The sequence below is a fragment of the Phaeovulum molybdatiresistens genome, from assembly GCF_023544865.1.
GTDB lineage: Bacteria > Pseudomonadota > Alphaproteobacteria > Rhodobacterales > Rhodobacteraceae > Pontitalea.
The window spans coordinates 126,940-149,708 of record NZ_JAMJFX010000005.1; the positions used below are offsets into that span (position 1 = coordinate 126,940).

At 63.3% G+C, this 22,769-nt stretch carries 24 protein-coding genes; 2 read left to right on the top strand and 22 right to left on the bottom strand.

Annotated features, from left to right (window positions below):
* Positions 1–71 precede the first annotated feature (71 nt).
* Both MXB90_RS05785 and MXB90_RS05790 read right to left on the bottom strand, forming a co-directional pair.
* Positions 72–1,607 carry an ATP-dependent DNA helicase gene (locus MXB90_RS05785; RefSeq protein ID WP_250042271.1) on the bottom strand — a complete coding sequence of 512 codons (1,536 nt, stop codon included), beginning with the start codon at positions 1,605–1,607 and terminating at the stop codon, positions 72–74.
* Between the two features lie 148 nt (positions 1,608–1,755).
* Entirely contained in the window at positions 1,756–3,714 is a 1,959-nt protein-coding gene (locus MXB90_RS05790; protein WP_250042351.1) for a protein meaA, read from the bottom strand.
* A gap of 245 nt (positions 3,715–3,959) precedes the next feature.
* On the opposite strand from MXB90_RS05790, the gene MXB90_RS05795 reads away from it, so the two are divergent.
* On the top strand, positions 3,960–4,250 hold the full coding sequence (locus MXB90_RS05795; RefSeq protein WP_250042274.1) for a hypothetical protein: 291 nt from the start codon (positions 3,960–3,962) through the stop codon (positions 4,248–4,250).
* A gap of 169 nt (positions 4,251–4,419) precedes the next feature.
* Positions 4,420–5,712: a crotonyl-CoA carboxylase/reductase gene (ccrA, locus tag MXB90_RS05800; protein WP_250042276.1), complete on the top strand. Its 1,293-nt coding sequence runs from the start codon at positions 4,420–4,422 to the stop codon at positions 5,710–5,712.
* 77 nt (positions 5,713–5,789) lie between these two features.
* Here ccrA and MXB90_RS05805 read toward each other — a convergent pair whose 3' ends face one another.
* The 20 genes from MXB90_RS05805 to rplO all read right to left on the bottom strand — a co-directional run bounded on the left by MXB90_RS05805 (position 5,790) and on the right by rplO (position 22,747).
* Positions 5,790–6,581: an amino acid ABC transporter ATP-binding protein gene (locus MXB90_RS05805; RefSeq protein ID WP_284040744.1), complete on the bottom strand. Its 792-nt coding sequence runs from the start codon at positions 6,579–6,581 to the stop codon at positions 5,790–5,792.
* 10 nt (positions 6,582–6,591) lie between these two features.
* Positions 6,592–7,908 (bottom strand): amino acid ABC transporter permease, encoded by a 1,317-nt coding sequence (locus tag MXB90_RS05810; protein ID WP_250042279.1) that lies wholly within the window; start codon positions 7,906–7,908, stop codon positions 6,592–6,594.
* Position 7,909: 1 nt separating this feature from the next.
* On the bottom strand, positions 7,910–9,172 hold the full coding sequence (locus MXB90_RS05815) for an amino acid ABC transporter permease (RefSeq protein WP_250042280.1): 1,263 nt from the start codon (positions 9,170–9,172) through the stop codon (positions 7,910–7,912).
* Positions 9,173–9,309: 137 nt separating this feature from the next.
* A complete protein-coding gene (locus MXB90_RS05820; protein ID WP_250042282.1) occupies positions 9,310–10,326 on the bottom strand; it encodes an amino acid ABC transporter substrate-binding protein in 1,017 nt (338 codons plus the stop codon).
* A 214-nt stretch (positions 10,327–10,540) separates the two neighbouring features.
* Complete coding sequence (locus tag MXB90_RS05825; protein ID WP_250042284.1) at positions 10,541–11,251, bottom strand: ATP12 family chaperone protein; 711 nt, start codon at positions 11,249–11,251, stop codon at positions 10,541–10,543.
* Entirely contained in the window at positions 11,248–11,913 is a 666-nt protein-coding gene (locus MXB90_RS05830) for an HAD-IA family hydrolase (protein ID WP_250042286.1), read from the bottom strand. The genes MXB90_RS05825 and MXB90_RS05830 overlap by 4 nt, the downstream gene beginning before the upstream one ends.
* A complete protein-coding gene (locus MXB90_RS05835) occupies positions 11,913–12,977 on the bottom strand; it encodes an RluA family pseudouridine synthase (RefSeq protein ID WP_250042288.1) in 1,065 nt (354 codons plus the stop codon). The genes MXB90_RS05830 and MXB90_RS05835 overlap by 1 nt, the downstream gene beginning before the upstream one ends.
* Positions 12,974–13,351, bottom strand: a complete 378-nt coding sequence (crcB, locus tag MXB90_RS05840; RefSeq protein ID WP_250042356.1) for a fluoride efflux transporter CrcB — start codon at positions 13,349–13,351, stop codon at positions 12,974–12,976. The genes MXB90_RS05835 and crcB overlap by 4 nt, the downstream gene beginning before the upstream one ends.
* Positions 13,352–13,382: 31 nt before the next feature.
* Complete coding sequence (locus MXB90_RS05845; protein WP_250042290.1) at positions 13,383–14,693, bottom strand: replication-associated recombination protein A; 1,311 nt, start codon at positions 14,691–14,693, stop codon at positions 13,383–13,385.
* A gap of 51 nt (positions 14,694–14,744) precedes the next feature.
* The gene (locus MXB90_RS05850) at positions 14,745–15,332 is read right to left on the bottom strand and encodes an acyl-homoserine-lactone synthase (RefSeq protein WP_250042292.1); all 588 of its coding nucleotides are present in this window, start codon (positions 15,330–15,332) and stop codon (positions 14,745–14,747) included.
* A 53-nt stretch (positions 15,333–15,385) separates the two neighbouring features.
* Entirely contained in the window at positions 15,386–16,063 is a 678-nt protein-coding gene (locus MXB90_RS05855) for a helix-turn-helix transcriptional regulator (RefSeq protein ID WP_349665898.1), read from the bottom strand.
* A 32-nt stretch (positions 16,064–16,095) separates the two neighbouring features.
* Positions 16,096–16,686 (bottom strand): acyl-homoserine-lactone synthase, encoded by a 591-nt coding sequence (locus MXB90_RS05860; RefSeq protein WP_250042294.1) that lies wholly within the window; start codon positions 16,684–16,686, stop codon positions 16,096–16,098.
* 55 nt (positions 16,687–16,741) lie between these two features.
* Entirely contained in the window at positions 16,742–17,353 is a 612-nt protein-coding gene (locus MXB90_RS05865; protein WP_250042296.1) for an autoinducer binding domain-containing protein, read from the bottom strand.
* A 135-nt stretch (positions 17,354–17,488) separates the two neighbouring features.
* Positions 17,489–17,905 (bottom strand): 50S ribosomal protein L17, encoded by a 417-nt coding sequence (rplQ, locus tag MXB90_RS05870; RefSeq protein WP_250042298.1) that lies wholly within the window; start codon positions 17,903–17,905, stop codon positions 17,489–17,491.
* 137 nt (positions 17,906–18,042) lie between these two features.
* The gene (locus MXB90_RS05875) at positions 18,043–19,059 is read right to left on the bottom strand and encodes a DNA-directed RNA polymerase subunit alpha (RefSeq protein ID WP_250042300.1); all 1,017 of its coding nucleotides are present in this window, start codon (positions 19,057–19,059) and stop codon (positions 18,043–18,045) included.
* Positions 19,060–19,175: 116 nt separating this feature from the next.
* Positions 19,176–19,565: a 30S ribosomal protein S11 gene (gene rpsK, locus MXB90_RS05880; RefSeq protein WP_250042302.1), complete on the bottom strand. Its 390-nt coding sequence runs from the start codon at positions 19,563–19,565 to the stop codon at positions 19,176–19,178.
* Between the two features lie 15 nt (positions 19,566–19,580).
* Positions 19,581–19,949 carry a 30S ribosomal protein S13 gene (rpsM, locus tag MXB90_RS05885; RefSeq protein ID WP_250042303.1) on the bottom strand — a complete coding sequence of 123 codons (369 nt, stop codon included), beginning with the start codon at positions 19,947–19,949 and terminating at the stop codon, positions 19,581–19,583.
* Between the two features lie 184 nt (positions 19,950–20,133).
* Complete coding sequence (locus MXB90_RS05890; protein WP_250042304.1) at positions 20,134–20,790, bottom strand: adenylate kinase; 657 nt, start codon at positions 20,788–20,790, stop codon at positions 20,134–20,136.
* A gap of 21 nt (positions 20,791–20,811) precedes the next feature.
* Positions 20,812–22,173: a preprotein translocase subunit SecY gene (gene secY, locus MXB90_RS05895; RefSeq protein WP_250042305.1), complete on the bottom strand. Its 1,362-nt coding sequence runs from the start codon at positions 22,171–22,173 to the stop codon at positions 20,812–20,814.
* Positions 22,174–22,276: 103 nt separating this feature from the next.
* On the bottom strand, positions 22,277–22,747 hold the full coding sequence (gene rplO / locus MXB90_RS05900; protein ID WP_250042306.1) for a 50S ribosomal protein L15: 471 nt from the start codon (positions 22,745–22,747) through the stop codon (positions 22,277–22,279).
* Positions 22,748–22,769: the final 22 nt, after the last annotated feature.

The following is a 22,769-nucleotide window of genomic DNA, read 5'->3' on the forward strand; positions in this document are numbered from 1 at the left end:
GCAGCCCCAAGCGGGGCGCAAGCGGTGGGCGGGTAAGCCTCCGGCGGGGATATTTGGGCAAAGCCGAAGGATCAGTCTTCCTCGGCCTCCAGCCGAAGCGGCGCGGGACCACCGATCAGATCATCCGTCGAAAGCGGCGCCGAGGGCCGGGCCAGCCGCGCGCGGGTGACCCAGAACAAGCGATGTTCGGCCCGCGTGATCGCCACATAGGCCAGGCGCTTCCACAGCGGGATGCCGGCCTCGCTGCGCCCGGCGCGGAAGGCGGCATAGATATCGGGGGCAAAGACCTGCACGTTTTCCCATTGCGAGCCCTGCGCCTTGTGAATGGTCACCGCGGCGCCATGCAAGAAAGCCGCCCCCATGCGCGCGGCATAGGGGATGAAGGGTTCTTCCTCATCAGGCAGTTCGATCTTGATGATCGAGGCCGCCGACAGCCGCGGCTCTTCCCCACCCATCACATGCAGGCGCGAAAAGCCGGGCTTCTTGCCGGGGCCCAGATAGATTACCTGCGCCCCCTTGATCAGGCCGCGGGCCTCAAGGTCGATGCGCTTCTTGCGATGCTTCACCGGCAGCTCGATCCCGTCACAGATCAGGGGCTCGCCGGGCAGCAGCTGATCGGCGGGGGCGTGATGGGCGGCGCGAAAGGCCTGGATCAGGCGGATGCGGGTTGCGTTGCGCCAGACCAGAACGGGGCTGCGCGCCATCAGATCGCTTTCGACCCGTTCGGCCCAGACAACGCGCGGATCGCGGCGCGCGGCCTGTTCTATCATCCGCTCAAAGGCCTCGAAGGTCAGGCTTTCATCGGCCAGGGCATGGGCCAGATCAAGGATCGGGTTGTCCTCGGCCTGGCGGTGGATGCGGTGCAGCACCAGCTTGCTCTTCTCGGGCAGGCGTTCGAACATCATCTGCCCGGACTGGTTCACCGGCGCCAGCTGCGCGGGATCGCCAAACAGGATCAGGGTCGAAAAGATCTCGCGCAGGTCATCGAACTGACGTTCGTCCAGCATCGAGGCTTCGTCGATGAAGCCAATGTCCAGCGGGTCTTCGCGCCGCTTCCAGCCGCGAATGAAATCCGACCCGCGCAACCCCGCCGAGGCCAGCGCAGCCGGGATCGACTTGACCTGTTCATAAAAGGCGCGGGCCCGGTCCAGCGCCTCTTCGGTCAGGCCCTGAATGCCCAGAAGATCGACCTTGGGCCGATCACCCTGCCCCGCCAGCCATTCGGCGATGCGTTCATATTCGGGGTCGTAAAGCGGGGTATAAAGAATGCGGTGGATCGTCGTGGCCGGAACGCCACGCCCACGCAGCACCGAGGCAGCCTTGTTCGTCGGCGCCAGAATCGCAAGCGTGCGGCGGTCCTTGCGCTTGCGGCCTTCGAAATCGCCCGAAACGATGTCCACGCCGGCAGCCTCAAGCGCCTTGAACAGGGCGGCCAGCAGCATGGTCTTGCCCGACCCGGCCTTGCCGATCACCGCCAGCACACGACTGTCGCCGCTATCCGGGCCCAGCGTCCCCTCCAGCAGGTCGACGCCGGCCTGCGAAAGCGCCTCGGCAACACGGTCCCAGGCTTCGGCCTGATCATCGGAGAAGGTTAGGGCGGTGGTCATGGCGCGACCTTACAGGCGGGCCGTGGCAGGCGAAAGGGCCCGCAGGCAGCGCCGCGCCGATGGGTCGTGCGGAAGCCTCCGGCGGGAGTATTTGGGGCCAAGAAGAACAGGGGGCTTCTTCTTGGCCCAAATACTCGGATCCGACGGTTCAGGCTGCAAGCGGCCCGGCGTCGACCAGCGCCACGATATCCATCATGATGCGGTTGAGTTCAAAGTCCTTGGGCGTGTAGACGCGGGCGACGCCAAAGCCCAAAAGCTTCGCAGCATCTTCATCGGGGATGATGCCGCCGACGACGACCGGCACATGACCCAGCCCGGCGCGGCGCATCCGGTCCATCACCTCTTCGATCAGCGGCAGATGGCTGCCCGACAGGATGGACAGGCCGACGACATGGGCCGCATCGTCCAGGGCTTGCGACACGATCTGTTCGGGGGTCAGGCGGATGCCTTCGTAGGTGATGTCCATGCCGCAATCGCGGGCACGGAAGGCGATCTGTTCGGCGCCGTTGGAATGGCCGTCAAGCCCGGGCTTGCCGACCACGAACTTGAGCCGCCGCCCCAGCCGGGCCGAAACCGCATCGACCGCGGCGCGGATGTCGTCCAGCCCTTCGGTCTTGTTCGACGGCGCGCGGCTGACGCCGGTGGGCCCGCGGTATTCACCGTGGACCTGGCGCATCACGCCCGCCCATTCGCCGGTGGTCACCCCAGCCTTGGCCGCCGCAATGGATGGCGGCATGATGTTGGCGCCCGACTGCGCGGCCTCGCGCAGCGCGGCCAGCGCGGCCTCGACGGCCCGTTGGTCGCGGGCGTCGCGCCAGGCGCGCAGGCGCTCGATCTGATCGGCCTCGACGGCGGGGTCCACGACCATGATGCCGCCATCCCCCGCGGTCAGGGGCGAGGCTTCGCCCTCGGTCCAGCGGTTCACGCCGACGACAATGGTTTCGTTCGCCTCGATCCGGTTGATGCGCGCGGCGTTCGATTCCACCAGGCGTGATTTCATGTAATCGATCGCCGCGATCGCACCGCCCATGGAATCGAGCGTTGCCAGTTCCTGGCGCGCGCCTTGCTTCAGATCCTCGACCTTGGCGGTTACGGCGGGGTTGCCGTCGAACAGATCGCCATATTCCAGCAGGTCGGTTTCATAGGCCATGATCTGCTGCATCCGCAGCGACCATTGCTGATCCCAGGGGCGCGGCAGGCCCAGCGCCTCGTTCCAGGCGGGCAGCTGCACGGCGCGGGCGCGGGCGTTCTTGGACAGGGTCACCGCCAGCATCTCGATCAGGATGCGGTAGACGTTGTTTTCCGGCTGCTGTTCCGTCAGGCCCAGCGAGTTCACCTGCACGCCATAGCGGAAGCGACGGAATTTTTCTTCCTCGATGCCGTAGCGGTCGCGGCAGATTTCGTCCCACAGCTCGGTGAAGGCGCGCATCTTGCACATCTCGGTCACGAAACGGATGCCCGCGTTCACGAAAAAGCTGATGCGGCCCACCATCGCCGGGAAATCGGCGGCGGGCACCTTTGTCTTGAGGTCGTCCAGCACCGCGATGCCGGTGGCCAGCGCGAAGGCCAGTTCCTGTTCCGGCGTCGCCCCCGCCTCTTGCAGGTGATAGGAACAGACGTTCATCGGGTTCCATTTGGGCAGGCTTTGCGCGGTATAGGCCGCCACGTCGGTGATCATCCGCAGGCTGGGCTTGGGCGGGCAGATATACGTCCCGCGCGAGAGATATTCCTTGATGATGTCGTTCTGCACGGTGCCTTGCAGTTTCGACACATCGGCGCCCTGTTCCTCGGCCACGGCGATATACAGCGACAAAAGCCAGGGCGCGGTGGCGTTGATCGTCATCGAGGTATTCATCTGTTCCAGCGGAATATCGCGAAACAGGGTGCGCATGTCGCCCAGATGGCAGACCGGCACGCCGACCTTGCCGACCTCGCCCCGGGCCAGGACATGGTCGCTGTCATAGCCGGTCTGGGTCGGCAGGTCGAAGGCCACGGACAGGCCCGTCTGCCCCTTGGACAGGTTGGTCCGATAAAGTTCGTTCGACTTGGCCGCGGTGGAATGGCCGGCATAGGTGCGGAACAGCCAGGGCTTTTCCTTGGCGGGCATGTTGGTGTCGGTCATCGCGGCCTCCGAATCCTGAAATCGCAACAATATTGCGGCTGCCTGGCATTTAGGTGAAAGAATGTGTCGCTGTCAATTCGCTGCGCTGCGGCGCAGGTAACCAGCCATCCGGTCCGCTCTTGCCTTGGCGCGCGACCCAAGGGAAAACAATTTGCCCGGCGCTGTGCCGGGTTTTTGTAGGACCACTGAAGATGCGTTTTGGTATGACAACGGCCCTGACCGCAGCGGTAATGGCTGTTACATTTGCACTGCCGGCTTCGGCCAAGGATCGCCGGGTCGAGGTGATCAACAACACCGGTTACACGATCGTGGAATTTTACGGATCGAACACCGGCACCACGAATTGGGAAGAGGACATTCTGGGCGTTGATGTCCTGCCCCCCGGCGATTCGGTCTTGATCGATTTCAACGACGGGTCGGACTATTGCATGTTCGACATGAAGATCGTGTTCGAGGATGGCGACGTGCTGGTCGAGGAGGGGCTTGATACCTGCACCACCGAGAGCTTCACGCTCGAATAATCGCCACCCGGCGAGGAAAACCGGGGCCCCGCCCCGGTTTTCTGCGGTCGCGAAGTCATAAAATTACAAAAACAACACCTCCTCCATTGCATTATTGCGCGACCGTTAGTATCTCGGTCTCAGGCCGGCGCCGATTCTGCGCTGCGGCGACTGCAAAGGAGACTGGACCATGGCACTGGACCAAAACACCGGTATCGCGCCCTACGATGCGCCGGAAAAAGACCTTTACGAAATCGGCGAGATGCCGCCCCTGGGTCATGTGCCCAAGAAGATGTACGCTTGGGCCATCCGCCGCGAGCGCCACGGCGAGCCGGACACGTCCTTTCAGGTCGAAGTCGTCGACACCTGGGAAATCGACAGCCATGAGGTGCTGGTTCTGGTGATGGCCGCGGGCGTCAACTACAATGGCGTCTGGGCGGGTCTTGGCGTGCCGATCAGCCCGTTCGACGGGCACAAGCAGCCCTATCACATCGCAGGGTCGGATGCCGCGGGCATCGTGTGGAAGGTGGGCGACAAGGTCAAGCGCTGGAAGGTCGGCGATGAGGTCGTGATCCACTGCAACCAGGACGATGGCGACGACGAGGAATGCAACGGCGGCGATCCCATGTTCTCGCCCAGCCAGCGGATCTGGGGCTATGAAACCCCTGACGGGTCATTCGCGCAATTCACCCGCGTGCAGGCCCAGCAGCTGATGCCGCGGCCCAAGCATCTGACCTGGGAGGAAAGCGCCTGCTATACGCTGACGCTGGCCACCGCCTACCGGATGCTGTTCGGCCATGAACCCCACGACCTCAAGCCCGGCCAGAACGTGCTGGTCTGGGGGGCCTCGGGCGGCCTTGGCTCGTTCGCGATTCAGCTGATCAATGCGGCGGGCGCAAATGCGATCGGCGTGATTTCCGATGAAACCAAGCGCGACTTTGTCATGAGCCTGGGCGCCAAGGGCGTCATCAACCGCAACGAATTCAAATGCTGGGGCCAGCTGCCCAAGGTCAACAGCCCCGAATACAACGAATGGCTGAAAGAGGCCCGCAAGTTCGGCAAGGCGATCTGGGACATCACCGGCAAGGGCGTGTCGGTCGACATGGTCTTTGAACACCCGGGCGAGGCGACCTTCCCGGTGTCGGCGCTGGTGTGCAAGAAGGGCGGCATGGTCGTGATCTGCGCCGGGACCAGCGGGTTCAACTGCACCTTTGACGTGCGCTACATGTGGATGCACCAAAAGCGCCTGCAGGGCTCGCATTTCGCGCATCTGAAACAGGCCGCGTCCGCCAACCGCATGATGATCGAGCGCCGCATCGACCCCTGCATGTCCGAGGTCTTCCCCTGGGCGGAAATTCCCCAGGCGCATATGCTGATGCTGCGCAACCAGCACAAGCCGGGCAACATGGCGGTTCTGGTTCAGGCCCCGCGCACCGGCCTGCGGACCTTTGAGGATGCGCTGGAGGCTGGCCCCAAGGCGTAACCCGCCTGGCCTTCAGCGACGGAACCCGCGCCGGAAGGCGCGGGTTTTTCGTTGCCGGGGTTCTTCGTTGCCGGGGATCAGTGCCCCAGGATCTGGCTCAGGAACAGTTTGGTGCGTTCGGATTTCGGGTTGTTGAAGAATTCCCGCGGCTCATTCTGTTCGACGATCTGGCCCTGATCCATGAATATCACCCGGTTCGCCACCGCCTGGGCAAAGCCCATTTCATGGGTGACGCACAGCATGGTCATGCCCTCCTCGGCCAGCTCGATCATGGTGTCGAGCACTTCTTTGATCATTTCCGGGTCAAGCGCGCTGGTCGGTTCGTCAAACAGCATGATCCGCGGCTTCATGCACAGGGATCGCGCAATTGCCACGCGCTGCTGCTGGCCGCCCGACAGCTGGCCGGGGTATTTATGCGCCTGTTCGGGGATCTTCACCTTTTCCAGGAAATGCATCGCCGTTTCCTCGGCCTCGCGCTTGGGCACCTTGCGCACCCAGATCGGCGCCAGCGTGCAGTTTTCCAGGATCGTCAGATGCGGGAACAGGTTGAAGTGCTGGAACACCATCCCCACCTCGGACCGGACCTTGTCGATGTTCTTCAGATCCGAGGTCAGTTCGGTGCCATCCACGATGATCTGACCGGCCTGATGTTCCTCAAGGCGGTTGATGCAACGGATCAGCGTCGATTTGCCCGACCCCGACGGCCCGGCGATGACGATCCGTTCGCCGCGGTTCACCGTCAGGTTGATGTCGCGCAGCACATGGAAGGTGCCATACCATTTGTTCATGTTGGTGATCTGGATCGCCACCTCATCGCTGACCGTCATGTGGCTGCGGTCGATGGCGCGGGCGAATTGCGGTTCCGTCATGGCGGACTCCTTATCGATGATCGCGCTTCAGCCTGTTTTCCAGATACATCGAGTATCGGGACATGCCGAAGTTCAAGAGGAAGAAGATGACGCCGACAAAGATGTAGGGTTCCCAGTAGATCCCCTTCCAGGCGAAATCGGCGCGGACGAAATCGGAAATGCCCTTCAGCGGGTCGAACAGGCCGACGAACACCACCAGTGTCGTATCCTTGAACATACCGATGAAGGTGGACACGATGCCGGGGATCGAGATCTTGAGCGCCTGCGGCAGGATGATCAGCCGCTGCGCCTTCCAGTAATCCAGGCCCAGGCTGTCGGCGGCCTCATACTGGCCGCGGGGCAAGGCGGCCAGACCGCCGCGCACCACCTCGGCGATATAGGCGGCGGCGAACAGCGTCACCAGGATCATCACCCGCAGGATGATGTCGAACTGCGTGCCCGGCGGCAGGAAGTAGTTCAGCAACAAGGAGGCCACGAACAGCAGCGTGATCAGCGGCACACCCCGGATGAACTCGATGAAGCAAACCGAAAGCGCCTTGACCAGGAACATGTCCGATTGCCGGCCCAGCGCCAGCATGATCCCCAGCGGCAGCGACATCACGATGCCCCCCACCCCCAGCGTGATCGCCAGAAGAAACCCGCCAAAGCGGTCCGAGGCCGCCGGCGTCAGCGACACAGGCACCAGCGCGCGCAGCGCATCGGCCAGCGGCCCCGCCCCCCAGGCCCAGAAGGCCAGCGCCACGCCAATGGCACCAAAGATGGCGAAACCCGGCAAGCGCGGTTCCAGCAGGCGCAGGGCCAGATAGCCCAGCACGACCCCCAGCACGATCATCACCTCGGGCCAGAGCGAGCCACCCCACAAAAGCCAGATCGCCAGCACCGGGTAGATTGCGGAAAACAGCAGCATCCTGCGCGGAAAGGCGGAAAACAGGACCGGCGCCAACGCCACGAACAGCAGCACGAAGACCAGCACCGGGCGCCAGTACAGCGCGGGCGGGTAAAAGCCGAACAGATACTGATGCCAGCGGTCACGGATCACCGCCCAGCAGGCGCCCGAAAGCCCCTCGCCCCAAGTGGCGGCGATGATCTGGCGGCATTCGGCCAGCGACCCGGCATTCCAGACGGATCGGGCGAACCAGCCGTAATAATGGCCGACCAGCCAGTAGATGGTCGCGACGCCCGCCAGCGTCAGAACCGTATTCAGCGGGCCTGAAAACAGGTTTTCCCGCAGCCACCGCACCACCCCGGCCTGGGATGCGGGCGGGGGCTGTTCGGGCAGCATCGTGTCGCGGACATAGGCGACGGTCTGGGCGTGGGTCTCGCTCATCTCACCGCTCCTTCAGCTTCACACGGGCGTTGTAGACGTTCATCACCCCCGAAATCGTCAGCGAAATCGCCAGATAGATCAGCATCATCAGCAAGATCGCCTCCAGCTCGCGCCCCGTCTGGTTCAGCGTGATGCCCCCCAGCGTGCCGCGCAGGTCCATGTAGCCCACCGCGATCGCCAGCGAGGAATTCTTGGTCAGGTTCAGGAATTGCGAAATCAGCGGCGGCACGATCACCCGCAGCGCCTGCGGCAGGATTACCAGGCTCATGGTGCGGCGCGGGCGCAGGCCCAGGGCAAAGGCCGCCTCGGTCTGGCCGCGCGAAATTGCCATGATGCCCGCGCGGACGATTTCCGCAATGAAGGCGCCGGTATAAAGCGACAGCGCCAGCCAAAGCACCACGAAAGAATTGGACACATTGGTGCCGCCGGCAAAGTTGAACCCGCGCAGTTCCGGCACGCTGAGATGGAAACCCAGCGCGACCAGCACCGCCGCGGTTGGCACCACCAGCACCAGCAGCGATTGCCACCATGTCACGGGCCGCACGCCGGTGGCTTCCTGAATGCGGCGGGCACGGGCCAGAAGCCTGCGGTTGACCAGCACCGATCCGATCAGAACCGCGACGATCAGCAGGAAGTTCAGTGACAGTGGCGCCAGCGGTGTGGCGATCGCGCCCAGCGAATTGGCAAACTCCACCGCCGGGATCGCGGTGTAGCGATTGGTCGGCGCGATCATGCCAAACAGCATCTCTTGCCCGGCCACGCCGGTATCGGGGGCGACCTTGTAGGCATTGGGTGCCGGCATGGTTTCGGTAAAGATCGCCAGGATCACCAGAATCCACAAAAGCAGCGGCACATTGCGGAAGATTTCCACATAGACCGTCATCAGCCGCGCGATCAGCCAGTTGCGCGACAGCCGCAGCACACCCACGAAAACCCCGATGACCGTGGCCGCCACGCAGCCCAGAAACGAAATCCACAGCGTGTTGGTCAGCCCCACCAACAGCGCGCGCCCGTGCGTGCTGTCATTGGTATACGGGATCAGCATCTGCCCGATGTCATAGCCGGCGCGGTTCGACAGGAAACCGAAGTTGAAATCCTTGCCCAGCACCTGAAGATTGCGCACCGTATTGTCCACCAGCCAGGCCGCGCCTGCCATGAACAACATGAAGACGATGACCTGAATGGTCAGTGATCGGTAGCGTGTGTCATAGATAAGCTGGCTGAGCCGAAAGCCTGCTTTCGGCGGCTCGGAAGCGATGGTCATTCTACATCCCCTGATCCCGGGCGCTTTCGGCTTAGGCCGTATCGTTCGGGCGCTTGCGCCCTGCGCTTGCGGGGGTGCCCCTTCGGAGCTTGGTGGTTTCGGGCGCGCAGGCAATGCCGCGCGCCCGGTTCATGCGCTTAGCGGAACGGCGGCGCGTAAAGCAGCCCGCCCTGGGTCCATTGCGCGTTCAGGCCGCGGGCCAGACCGATCGGGGTGGATTCGCCGATGGTCGCGGCGAAGATCTCGCCATAGTTGCCGCCGGCCAGGATCGCGCGCTTGCCCCAGTCGTTGTCCAGCCCGATCATCTTGCCCAGATCACCTTCCACGCCCAGAAGGCGGTTGATTTCGGGGTTCTGGGTGCCCTTGGACAGTTCCTCGATGTTGGCCGAGGTCACGCCGTATTCTTCCGCCGCGATCAGCGCGTTCAGCGTCCAGCGCACGATGTCGCCCCATTCGCTGTCGCCATGGCGCACCGCCGGCCCCAGCGGCTCTTTTGAGATGATCTCGGGCAGGATGATGTGGTTGTCCGGATCGGCAAAGGCGGCCCGTGTCGCAGCCAGCCCCGAGGCATCGGTGGTGTAGGCGTCACAGGCGCCCGCGATATACTGCTGTTCACCCTCGGCGTTGGAATCGATCGCGATGGGCTGATAGCTCATGTTATTGGCCTTGAAATAGTCGGCCAGGTTCAATTCCGTAGTGGTGCCGGTCTGGATGCAGATCGAGGCGCCGTCCAGTTCCTTGGCCGAGGACACGCCCAGATCCTTGCGGACCATGAAGCCCTGGCCGTCGTAATAATTGACCCCGATGAAATCGAGCTTCAGGTCGGTGTCGCGCGAGAAGGTCCAGGTGGAATTGCGCGCCAGCATGTCAACCTCGCCCGAGGCCAGCGCGGTAAAGCGCGTCTGCCCGGTGGTCGGCACATATTTCACCTTGGACCCATCGCCCAGAACGGCGGCGGCAACCGCCTTGCAGACGGCCACGTCAAAGCCCGACCAGTTGCCGTTCGCATCCGGCGCGGCAAAGCCGACAAGCCCGGTGTTCACGCCACAGTTCAGCTCGCCCCGCGCCTTCACGTCATCAAGCGTGGCCGCGGATGCGATGCCGGCCGCCAGACCGGCTGCGGTCAGCGTGCCGAGGAATACCGATGTTTTCATGTTTACCTCTTCCTGAGTTGCCACCCCTGGCGGGTGGTTCTGTCGGCCGATCCGGCCGACGGTGTTGTGAGGTTGACCCCCAATGGTGAAACTTTGAGGCATTTGGAAAGTCCACGTCAAGTGAACTTTCAGGCGCTAACAGTTTGCGCAACGTCAAGCCCGGGCCGGCGCCCGGGTTTTACGCAAAAGGCAAGTCATGCGAAATTTTATTGCGTCAGGTACGGGCCAGATGCCAGAACCGTTCCGCATCCAGCAGCGCCGCGCGCTTCAACGCGGCTTCTTCGGCGGCTTCCTCATCGGCGCCCCATTGTTCGATCTGCCAGGCTTCGTCGATTCGGGCGATATCCCAGGCCTCTGCCGCCGACATCCGGCCATGCGTCACCGCAAGCCCCAGCACCAGCGAGCCGGTGATCGACACCAGATCATGCAGCGCCGCCAGTTCGAATTCGCTTAGCGCCGTGACATGATCCGTCAACACGCCCAGCGCCGCCGCCGGTTGCGCCACCGGGATCACGCCCTGCGTCACCACCAGCCGCGCGCCCAACGCCTTTGCGGCCCAATCCAGCAGCGGATCCCAAGCCGCGGCCTGACGCGCGATCAGGGCGGGCGGCGCATCGGCGCGGTAGCACAAAAGATCGGTGCCGCCGTAATCCGCGATCAGGGCGGCAACCTCGGCATGTTGCGGTCGGACCTTGTCGATCGCGGCATTCGCGCTGCGGGTGACGGGCATGGTGCGCGGATCGACGTCATCGCCCTGCGCATCCCATTCGGCGGCAATCGCCACGGCCAGGGCGCGCGTCGGCACGACCAGCGCGGCCTTGGCCGGCGTGCGCAGCGGTCGGCCATCCAGTTGCACGGCAAAGCCGCCATCGGCGTCCTCGACCGAAGCCGCCTTCCAGAACCGCTTTGCGCGCCAGCCGCTCATGCCAACACCTCAAGCATCGCATCGAGCGCACCTTCCAGCGCCTCGAAACTGTCCACGATGCGGTCCGCGCCAGCAGCCATCAAGCGATCGACGGGGTGATAGCCCCAGCGCACGCCAATGGTGCCGGTGCCTGCGGCGCGGCCCATTTCGATGTCGAAACTGGTATCGCCGATCATCACCGCATCGCGCGCGCCCACCCCGGTTTCGGCAAGCGCCGCCATCAGCATTTCGGGATGGGGCTTTGACGGATGGTCGTCGGCCACCTGCAGCGTGTCAAAGACACCCTCCAGCGCATGGGCCTTGATCAGCGCGTTCAGCCCGCGGCGGGATTTCCCGGTCGCCACCCCCAGCACTACGCCCTCGCGCCCGGCCAGCCGCATAAGCAGGTCGCGCGCGCCGGGATACAGCGGGGCCGGCTGGGCGGCGCGGCTGGTGAAATAGCTTTGCTTGTAGCCCTCGACGATGCGGTCCTGATCCGCCACCGGCAGGCCCGGGACCAACTCGGCCACAGCCTGGGGCAGCGACAGGCCGACGATGGACAAGACCGCCTCACGGTTCGGGGCGGGCAGGCCAACGGCCTCGAACCCCAGCGTCATCGCATGCAGGATATGCGCTTGGCTGTCCGAAATGGTGCCATCAACGTCAAAAACGAACAGCTTCATCAAAGATCCTCGAAGGGGTCGGCGGGCACGTCGGCCGCGGACCAGCCCAGCGTTTTCCAGGTGCGCGCCATGTGATCGGGCAGCGGCGCGGTCAGGGTGATGCGCTTTTTCGTGATCGGGTGGTCAAAGCTGATCGAGCGGGCGTGCAGGTGCAGCTTGCGGCTGATTTCCCCGCCCAGTTGCGCGCCCCAGCCATCGCCCAGGTTTTCCTGCCCTGATCCGCCGTATTTCCCATCGCCCACGATCGGATGGCCCAGTTCGGCCATATGCGCGCGCAGCTGATGCGTGCGCCCGGTGATCGGCACCAGCGCAACCCAGGACGCCCGCGTGCCCAAGGCATCCAGCACGGCATAATCGGTGGTGGCGCGCTTGGCGCCCTCGGTCTGGTCGATCTTGGAGGGGTGGATGCAGATCATCTTTTCGCCCTCGCCACCGCGTCCATGCCCCGGCGCCTTGACCAGGCCAAAGCGCACGGTGCCCATTTTCGGGTTCGGCACACCGGCCACCGCAGCCCAATAGATCTTGCGCGTGGTTTTCAGCCGGAATGCCTCGGACAGGGCGCGCGCGACCCGGTCGGTCCGCGCCAGCAGCAGCACACCCGAGGTATCCTTGTCCAGCCGATGCACCAGCTTGGGGCGTTCCTTGTAGCCGAACATCAGCGCGGCGGTCAGCCCGTCCACATGCCGATCCCCTTGGCCCGAACCGCCCTGCGACGGAAGGCCCGGCGGCTTGTTCAGCGCGATGATATGTTCATCCTTCCACAGCACGCAGGCCTGGATCATCTTTTCATCCGCGGCGCTGATGCCGGGCGTGCGGGGCGCGGCTAACGCGTTGCCGGCGCCCGGCGCAGGATCGGCCTTGGGCAGCGGCGGCACACGCACCTCTTGCCCCGGCGCGACACGGGTCGAGGCCTTCACCCGCCCGCCATCCACACGCAGCTGGCCGGTGCGGCACATCTTTTCGACCGCCCCTTGGGTCACCTGCGGAAAGCGCCGCTTCAACCAGCGGTCAAGGCGCTGTTCGCCCTCGGCCTCGGTCACTTTCAGGATCTGAACGCCGCTCATGCAAACCACCCCCGCGCCAGCGTCATGCCGGCAAAAAGCGCGATCAGCGACAAGATCACCGACCCCGCGACATAGGCCGCAGCCAGACCGCCCGCGCCCCGTTCCCACAGGCTAACCGCATCCAGCGAAAAGGCCGAAAAGGTCGTAAAGCCCCCCAGAACGCCCGTCAGCAGGAAAGGCGAAAGCCGCGTGCCCGCCTTTTGCGCCAGCACCACCACCAGCACCCCCATCAGCCCCGAGCCCAGCACGTTCACAACCATCGTGGCATAGGGAAACCCCTGCCCCAGCACCCGCGGTGCGGAGATGTTTACAAGATGGCGCGCGCTGGCGCCCAAAGCGCCACCAAGGGCAACGGACAAGAGGGTCTGGATCATCGCGCCTCTCTTGCCCGCCATGCCGGCAAAGTCAACCGCCGCGCTTGTCACGCAAGCGTGCGAACCATTCGACACGCTTTTTCAGCTCTCGTTCAAATCCGCGCTCGACGGGCTGATACAGCACCGGGCGGCGCATCGTTTCGGGAAAATAGTTCTGCCCCGAAAAACCGTCCTCGGCGTCGTGATCATAGGCATAGCCCTCGCCATAGCCCTGTTCGGCCATCAGCTTTGTAGGCGCGTTCAGGATATGTTTGGGGGGCGGTTCCGACCCGGTGCGGCGCGCCTCGGCCCGGGCGGCCTTGTAGGCCATGTAGCCCGCGTTCGATTTGGGCGCGAGCGCAAGGTAGATCACCGCCTGCGCCAGCGCCAGTTCGCCCTCGGGGCTGCCAAGGCGTTCATAGGTTTCCCAGGCGTGCAGGCATTGGGTCTGCGCCTGCGGATCGGCCAGGCCGATATCTTCAACCGCCATCCGTGTCAGGCGGCGGGCCAGGAACCGCGGATCTTCGCCCCCTTCCAGCATCCGGGCGAACCAATACAGCGCGGCATCTGGGTCCGATCCGCGCACCGATTTGTGCAGGGCCGAAATCAGGTTGTAATGCTCATCCCCCGACTTGTCGTATTTTGCGGCGCGCCGCATCAGGCGCTGGCCCAGCGCCTCGGTCGTCAGCGGCGCGGCCAGTTTCCAGGCCATGACCTGTTCGATCAGGTTCAACAGCGCGCGGCCATCGCCATCGGCCATTTCCAGCAACGCCTCGCGCGCGGGGGCTTGCAGCGGCAGCGCCCGGCCAAGCGCCTGTTCGGCCCGCTGCGCCAGCCGTTCCAGATCGGCCAGGCTCAGCCGTTCCAGCACGATTACCTGCGCGCGCGACAAAAGCGCGGCGTTCAGCTCAAAGCTGGGGTTTTCGGTGGTGGCGCCGACCAGAAGGATGGTGCCATCCTCCATATGCGGCAGAAAGCTGTCCTGCTGGGCCTTGTTGAAACGGTGGATCTCATCGACGAACAGCAGCGTGCCGCGGCCTTGCGCGTGGCGCAGGCGGGCGGCGTCGAAGACCTTGCGCAGTTCCGGCACGCCGGTGAAGATCGCACTGATCTGCACGAAGGCACGGTCGCTTTCCTGCGCCAGAAGCCGGGCGATCGTGGTTTTCCCCACGCCCGGCGGCCCCCACAGGATCAGCGACGACAGCGAACCGGCGGCCAGCATCGCGCCCAGCGGGCCTTCCGGGCCAAGGACATGTGCCTGCCCGATCACCTCGGACAGGCGTTGCGGGCGGATGCGATCCGCCAGGGGGCGCGGTGCCTCGGGGTGCGGCGGGGCCGCGGGGGTGTCGAACAGATCCGGCATGCCCCTTCCTACCGCCCCCGCAGCTTTCGGGAAAGCCCCGCCATCGCGGCCTTAGTGCATCTTGGTGGCCATGTTGATGTTCACGCAGATGCTGCGCGATCCGTCGATGTCCAGCACCGGCCCGGCCGCCACGCAATCCAGCCCCACCCGCCGGGCCAGCCGCGGCGAATGTTCCGGTATCAGGCCCAGCACCATGCTGGCGCCAAAGCTGCGCGCCGAGATCACCATTTCATGGATCAGCTGCATCTGCACCCGCAGCCGCATGTTCGCGGGCACATGGTCGGACACAAAAACTCGCGAGCTTTCCCAGATATGGGGCGCAATCGGGGCCTCGTCGAACAACAGGTTCGACGGGATCGACGCCAGAAGGCCGCGTTGCGCATCGCGGATCATGTAGGAATAGATCCCACAGCGGTGGGTGGTGGGCGTCAGGCGCACGCCGGCCAGGACCTCGCCCCGGTCATGCACCGCAACCCAGCGGCTGGCGGGGGTGTCATACTGGTCGAACTCCATCCCGTCGGCTTCGGGCAGATCCCATTTCGCCTGCTGGATGAAGGTGCGGTGACGCGCGCGAAACATGTTCGCGAACAGCTCGCCATGGTTGTGCAGGTTGGTGTAGGAAAGGGTTGTGACTTCCATCGTAGTGCCTCCTTCTGGGGGTTGAAAAACCGTTCAGACGAGGCGCCACACCGCTAAAGCATCCGGTATTCCCGCGCCTTCCGCACCGCTTCGGACGTGGTGCGCGCTTCCAGGCGGATGCGGGCAGACTTCAATCTAGCCTTGAAAGCACTTTCAGAAATCCCAAGCTTGGCGGCGGCAGCGGTGTGACGGTCCCCGTTCGCAATACATTTCAAAGCCTCGATCTGCGCCTCGGTCAGTTCAGACGGCGGCTTGGCCGCGATGTGCAGCCGCGCAGTAATGTCTGAGAGCTTTTCCAGTTCCTCATCCGTGAATTCGCGGTCGGACCGGGCGATGCCGACGATCGAACGCGACGTGATCGGGCCATAGGAACAGGTGGCGCCGTATTTCAAACCGAACCCGGCCGCCTGCTTCATCACACTGAAGGGGTCTGGCATGGGGATCGCGCTCCAGCGTGTGGTGCCGGCGATGCCGATCCCCCAGAACACCACCGGATCGCGCAGATAATAGGCGTTGTCGCTATAGTGCTTCTGCCAAGCCTGTGGATAAGAACTTTGGAACAGAAGCGGTGTGGCAAAACGGATATGCAGCCCAGCGGAATAGCCGCAGGGCGCCATCGCATCCAACTCCTCCAGGAGCGCGCTGATCTCTTTGCTCACCATCATTATACTTTTAGACTGTTTGCTTCGGGACGCGTCAACCTTGAATTGAGCAATCGCCAGCGGCGCCACCGAAAAACCGGTGACGCCAAAGGCACTTGGTCTCAATGCAGGTTCTGCGAAAAGTCCATGGACACGACCTGATTGTCAATGCCGTCGATGTTCATGACCGGCCCCATTGCGGTCATGTGAACCCCCACGCGCCCGGCCCAACGCGGCCAGTTGGCATTCAGCAGCGTCAGGCATGAGGTCGCCCCCAGGCGGCGCGCGGCATTGCCCAGTTCCATCACCAGCTTGGCATGCACCCGGCGGCGCAGCGCGGCGGGCACATCATGGGCCACGAACAGGCGCGAGCTTTCCCAGACATGTTCGGCAACCGGCGCTTCGTCATACAGAAGGTTTGACGGAATTGTCTCCAGCAGGCCGCGTTGCGCATCGCGGATCATGTAGGTGTAGATCCCACATTTCGTGGTGGTGGGCGTCAGCCGGTTTCCGGCCAGAACGCGCCCGAATTCATCGTGCACCACGACCCAACGGCTGGCCGGGGTGTCGTATTGGTCATATTCCATGCCCAGGGCTTCGGGCAGGTTCCATTTGTTATGCACGATGAACAGCTCGCGCCGCGCGCGAAGCATGTTCGCGAAAAGCTCCCCATGGTTGTGGATGTTGTCGAAAGCAAGGGTAGTGGTCTGCATGTCAGCCTCCTGCAGGGTTGGTGGTCAAGTCAATCCTGGCGGAGGGAACCGGGTTTCAGAGCAGCCTGTAATCCTTGGCGCGCTGGATCGCTTCTGCCGTCGTGCGCGCCATCAGCCGTTCGCGGGCCGAAATCAGCCGCGCCTTCAGCGCACTTTCGGAGATGCCCAGCTTCGCCGCCGCCGCCGCGTGGCGGTCGCCCCCCGCGATACATTTCAACGCCTCGACCTGTGCGGGCGTAAGTTCATCCGGCGGTTCGGTCATGGTGTGCAATTCCCACACAATCGCGGACAGGCGTTCGATCTCGGCGTCTGTAAAGTTCCGCTCGCCATGGGCGAAGCTAGCGATCGTGCGCGACCGGATCGGTCCGCAGGAAATCGTGACGCCATAATTCAGACCGTACTTCCGCGCCTCGCGGAACAGGTGGAACGGATCCGGTAGGGCGGAATCATCCCAACGGCAGGCGCCCGTGCTGGAAAAGCCCCAGGCCACCATCGGATCACGCAGAACAAAACCATTCTCAGTGTAATGGTCAAGCCAGGCCCGGTCATAGGTCTGGAACATCATCAAGGGCGCTGTGAAACGGATATGAAGCCCAACGGAATACCCGCGCGGCGCGAGTTGGGCCAGTTCCTTCAGCTTCAAATCGATTCTGCTTTGAATGGACATGTCTTTTTAGACAGGTTCGCATGAAACCCGTCAATGTCAAAGATTTGGCTGACGTAACGGCAATTTCCTGCCGTAGCCACCAAAGAAAAAACCCGCCCAAGGGGCGGGTTTCCAAAGCAACTGTAGAAGCCTGACTTACTCGGCGGCAGCTTCGGCCTCAAGGCGGGCCTTGTCGGCGGCACCCTTGGCATCACGATCACGATCGACGAATTCGATGATCGCCATCGGAGCCATGTCGCCGTAGCGGAAACCGGCCTTCAGAATGCGGACGTAGCCGCCCTGACGTTCCTTGTAGCGCGGGCCGAGAATTTCGAACAGCTTGGCCACATACTGATCCTGCTTCAGCTGTGCCGCTGCCTGACGGCGGGCATGCAGGTCGCCGCGCTTGGCCAGCGTGATCAGCTTTTCGATGATCGGGCGCAGTTCCTTGGCCTTGGGCAGGGTGGTCTTGATCTGCTCATGCTCGATGAGCGAGCCAGACATGTTGGCGAACAGCGCCTTGCGGTGTTCGTGGGTACGGTTCAGGCGGCGATAACCGCGAGCGTGACGCATGGTATTCTCCTAGTCGCGTTTTGCTTTGTGTTGCGGGCCTGCGTTGGGCCTGCGTCGTTGGGGCACCATGCCCAGGGTTCCCCGGCATTCCGGGCATTTTGGGGGGCCGTCTAGCCGACCGCCCCCGCAATTGTCAATCAGAACTGGTCTTCGAAGCGCTTGGCCAGATCTTCGATGTTCTCTGGCGGCCAATCCTCGACTTCCATGCCAAGGTGCAGACCCATGCCCGAGAGCACTTCCTTGATCTCGTTGAGCGACTTGCGGCCGAAGTTCGGCGTGCGCAGCATCTCGGCCTCGGTCTTCTGGATGAGGTCGCCGATGTAGACGATGTTGTCGTTCTTGAGGCAGTTGGCCGAACGGACCGACAGTTCCAGTTCGTCGACCTTCTTGAGCAGCAGCGGATTGAACTCCAGTCCCTCTTCGGCCTCGCCCTTGCCGGCGGCTTCAGGCTCGTCGAAGTTGACGAAGATCGACAGCTGGTCCTGAAGGATACGCGCGGCATAGGCCACGGCGTCTTCCGGGGTCAGCGAACCGTCGGTTTCCACCTTCATCGTCAGCTTGTCATAGTCCAGCACCTGACCTTCGCGGGTGGGCTGCACTTCGTAGCTGACCTTTTTCACCGGCGAATAGATCGCGTCGATCGGGATCAGGCCGATGGGCGCATCTTCGGGGCGGTTCTTGTCGGCAGCGACATAGCCCTTGCCGGTGTTGACCGTCAGTTCGCAGAAGAAATCGGCGCCCTCGTCGAGGTGGCAGATCACGTGGTCCTTGTTCAGAACCTCGATACCGTTCGATTCGGAAATGTCGCCCGCAGTGACGACGCCCGGCCCCTTGGCCGAGATCGACAGGCGCTTGGGCCCTTCGACTTCCATCTTCAGCGCAACGCCCTTCAGGTTCAGGACGATGTCGGTGACATCCTCACGCACGCCGGCGACGCTGGAAAATTCGTGCAGCACGTTGTCGATCTGCACCGAGGTGATGGCCGCGCCCTGCAGCGAGCTCATCAGCACGCGGCGCAGCGCGTTGCCCAGCGTCAAGCCAAAGCCGCGTTCCAGCGGTTCAGCGACGACGGTGGCCTGACGGTGCGGGTCGGAACCCGGCTTCACGTCAAGCTGCGCCGGCTTGATCAGCTCGGACCAATTCTTGTGGATCATGCGTTCGCCTCCATTCTTGTCCCAAGCCCATGTCCGTAAGCTGGGGACTCCCGAGGGAAAAATGCCAATAGACCCCGGGCCGCGCGAAAGGCGCGGCCCGGGGCTGAAACGGTTTGTCAGACGCGGCGGCGCTTGGGCGGCCGGCAGCCGTTGTGCGCGATCGGCGTCACGTCACGGATCGAGGTGATGCTGAGGCCGACAGCCGCCAGCGCGCGCAGGGCGCTTTCACGCCCCGAACCGGGGCCCTGGACCTCGACCTCAACGGTCTTCATGCCGTGTTCCTGCGCCTTGCGGGCAGCGTCTTCGGCGGCCATCTGGGCGGCATAGGGGGTCGACTTGCGCGAACCCTTGAAGCCCATGGTGCCCGAGGACGACCAGGAAATGGCGTTGCCCTGAACGTCAGAGATCAGGATCTTGGTGTTGTTGAAGGAAGAGTTCACATGAACGACGCCGGTGGCGATGTTCTTGCGTTCCTTACGCTTCATGCGGGTCTTGTCACGAGCCATATCTCAACCCTCCCCTTACTTCTTCTTGCCGGCGATCGGCTTCGCCGGGCCCTTGCGGGTGCGGGCGTTGGTGTGGGTCCGCTGACCGCGGACGGGCAGGTTGCGGCGGTGACGCAGGCCACGGTAGCAGCCAAGGTCCATCAGGCGCTTGATGTTCATCTGCGTTTCGCGGCGCAGGTCGCCTTCGACGGTGTAGTTGGCGTCGATATGTTCGCGGATCGCAAGCACTTCGGCATCCGAAAGCTCATTCACGCGACGGGTGCGGTCGATGCCTACGGCTTCACAGATCTGTTCTGCGACGTGGGACCCGATCCCGGTGATGTAGGTCAGGGCGATGGGGACGCGTTTCCCCGTCGGGATGTTGACGCCAGCAATACGTGCCACGCGTATATTCCTTTTCGTTGCGGTTCCGTAACCCCAGAACCTTTTTTCACAACAGAAGGCCCGACAGCATGGCTTCGGGCCGCTCTTCGCGCGGGCGGGCGGGAAAACCCGTAATCCAACGCGATTCTCTTCCGAGACGCCGTGACCTAGAGGGATTTCACCCCAAGGTCAAGACCATCCCGGCTTACGCGTCCCCCTGATCCAGGATTCGCGAAATCTCGGCCGCGACATCGCCGATCTCGGCAAGTCCATCAACCGTGAAAAGGTCGCCGAGGGCATAGTAATAGCCGATCAGCGGCGAGGTCTTCTTGTAATATTCCATCAAGCGCTGCTTCAGACTGTCTTCATTGTCATCGGCCCGCCGCTTCAGTTCGGTGGACCCACAGCAATCACAGACGCCGGGCTTGGCGGTGGGCTTGGTCACATCGTGATACACCTCGCCGCAATTGCCGCAGGTGAAGCGGCCGGTGATCCGCGCGACAAGCGCCGCATCATCCACCCGCATCTCGATCACGGCATCAAGCTTTTGCCCCTTGCGCGCCAGCAATTTCCCAAGCGCATCGGCCTGCGGCAGTGTCCGGGGGAAGCCGTCGAAGATGAAGCCCGCGCCATCAGCACCGGCCATCTTTTCCTCGATCAGGCCGATGACGATTTCATCGGTAACCAACTCGCCCCGGCTCATGACATCGGCGACACGTTTGCCCATCTCGGTGCCCGCGGCCATCGCCTCGCGCAGCATGTCGCCGGTGGACAGCTGGATCATCCCCCGCTCTTCCACCAGTTTGCGCGCCTGCGTGCCCTTGCCGGCGCCGGGCGGCCCCAGAAGAATGATGTTGGTCATCGACGACCCTTTCCTTCGGAATCAGCGACGCGCCGGGGCTTTCTTTGCCCCAGACTTCTTCTTGCCGCGAAGTTGCGATTTCTCGATCAGCCCTTCGTACTGATGCGCCAGCAGGTGCGACTGCACCTGATTGATCGTGTCCATCGTCACCGACACCACGATCAGCACCGACGTGCCGCCGAAATAGAACGGGATCGCCAGTTGCGCGCGCAGGATTTCGGGCAGCAGACAGACGGCCGCAAGATAGGCCGACCCCAGCACCAGAATGCGGGCCACGACATAATCAAGGTAATCCTCGGTTTTTTTGCCGGGACGAATGCCCGGGATGAACCCGCCCTGATTCTTGAGGTTGTCCGCGACCTCATCAGATTTGAAAGACACGTTCGCCGTGTAGAAATAGGCGAAGAACACGATCATCGCCGTGAAGAACAGCAGGTAAAGCGGCTGACCCGGCCCGAAATAGGCCAGGATCGTGGACATCACCGGCCCCGTCTGCGCGCCCGAGAAGGTCGAGATCGTCGTGGGCAGCAGCAGCAGCGACGAAGCAAAGATCGCCGGAATCACGCCTGCGGGGTTCACCTTGATCGGCAGGTGGCTGGACCCGCCGTCATAGATCTTCATCCCGACCTGGCGCCGGGGATATTGAATGTGGATCTTGCGCAGCGCGCGTTCCATGAACACGACAAACCCGATCACGGCGACGACCATGACGATCACGCCCAGGATCACCGGGGTCGAGATCGCACCGGCGCGGCCTTGCGCAAAGAACTGCGCCAGCGCGGCGGGAATTTCGGCGACGATGCCCACAAAGATAATCAGCGAAATCCCGTTACCGATGCCGCGGGCGGTGATCTGTTCGCCCAGCCACATCAGGAACATCGTGCCGCCGACCAGCGTGATCACCACAGACATCTTGAAGAACATGCCAGGATCATGCGCGAGATCGCCCGCCTCAAGGCTGACCGCAAGGCCCCAGGCCTGGAACAGCGCCAGCGCCACGGTGCCATAGCGGGTGATCTGGTTGATCTTCTTGCGACCCTGCTCGCCTTCCTTTTTCAGTTGCTCCAGCGCGGGAACCATGGCCGTCAGCAACTGAACGATGATCGAGGCCGAGATATAGGGCATGATGCCAAGGGCGAAGATGCCCATCCGGCCAAGCGCACCACCGGTGAACATCGACAGGATGCCCCCCAGCCCCGCCGCAGCGCCATCCATGAATTCTCGCAATGCGGCGGCATCGATCCCCGGCACCGGGATATAGGTTCCCAGCCGGTAGATGATCAGCAAGCCGATCGTGAAGAAGATTCGCTGGCGAAGCTCGGTCGCCTTGCCAAGGGCGCCCCAGCTGAGGTTCGCCGCCATTTGCTCTGCAGCAGATGCCATTTGCCCTGTCTCTTTCATGTCAGCGCCGCCGAACCGTTTCCCGGTCGGCGGCGCTTGGAAAACTTCTGCCTATGTAAGCGGCGCGAGAGCCGCCCACAACCGCTTATTCAGCCGCGGCAGCAGCCACCGTCAGTTTGCCACCGGCCTTCTCAACGGCTTCGATCGCCGCCTTCGATGCACCGGTCACATTCAGGGTGACTTTCGAGGTGATTTCGCCCTTCGCCAGGACGCGCACGCCGTCCAGCTTGCGACGCACCAGACCCGAGGCAACCAGCGCGTCCTCATTGATCTCGGCCTTCGCGTCCAGCTTGCCTTCGGCGATGAATTTCTCAATCAGGCCCAGGTTGATCACCGCGAAGGACTTGGCATTCGGCTTGGTGAAGCCACGCTTCGGCAGGCGGCGATACAGCGGCATCTGACCGCCTTCATAGCCGCCAATGGCCACGCCCGAACGGGATTTCTGACCCTTGATACCGCGACCGGCGGTCTTGCCCTTGCCCGAACCCGGGCCGCGCGCAACGCGCTTTTTCTTGCGGGCGGCGCCTTCGTTGTCGCGAAGTTCATGCAGTTTCATGTCGCTTACTCCTTGGCCGGAA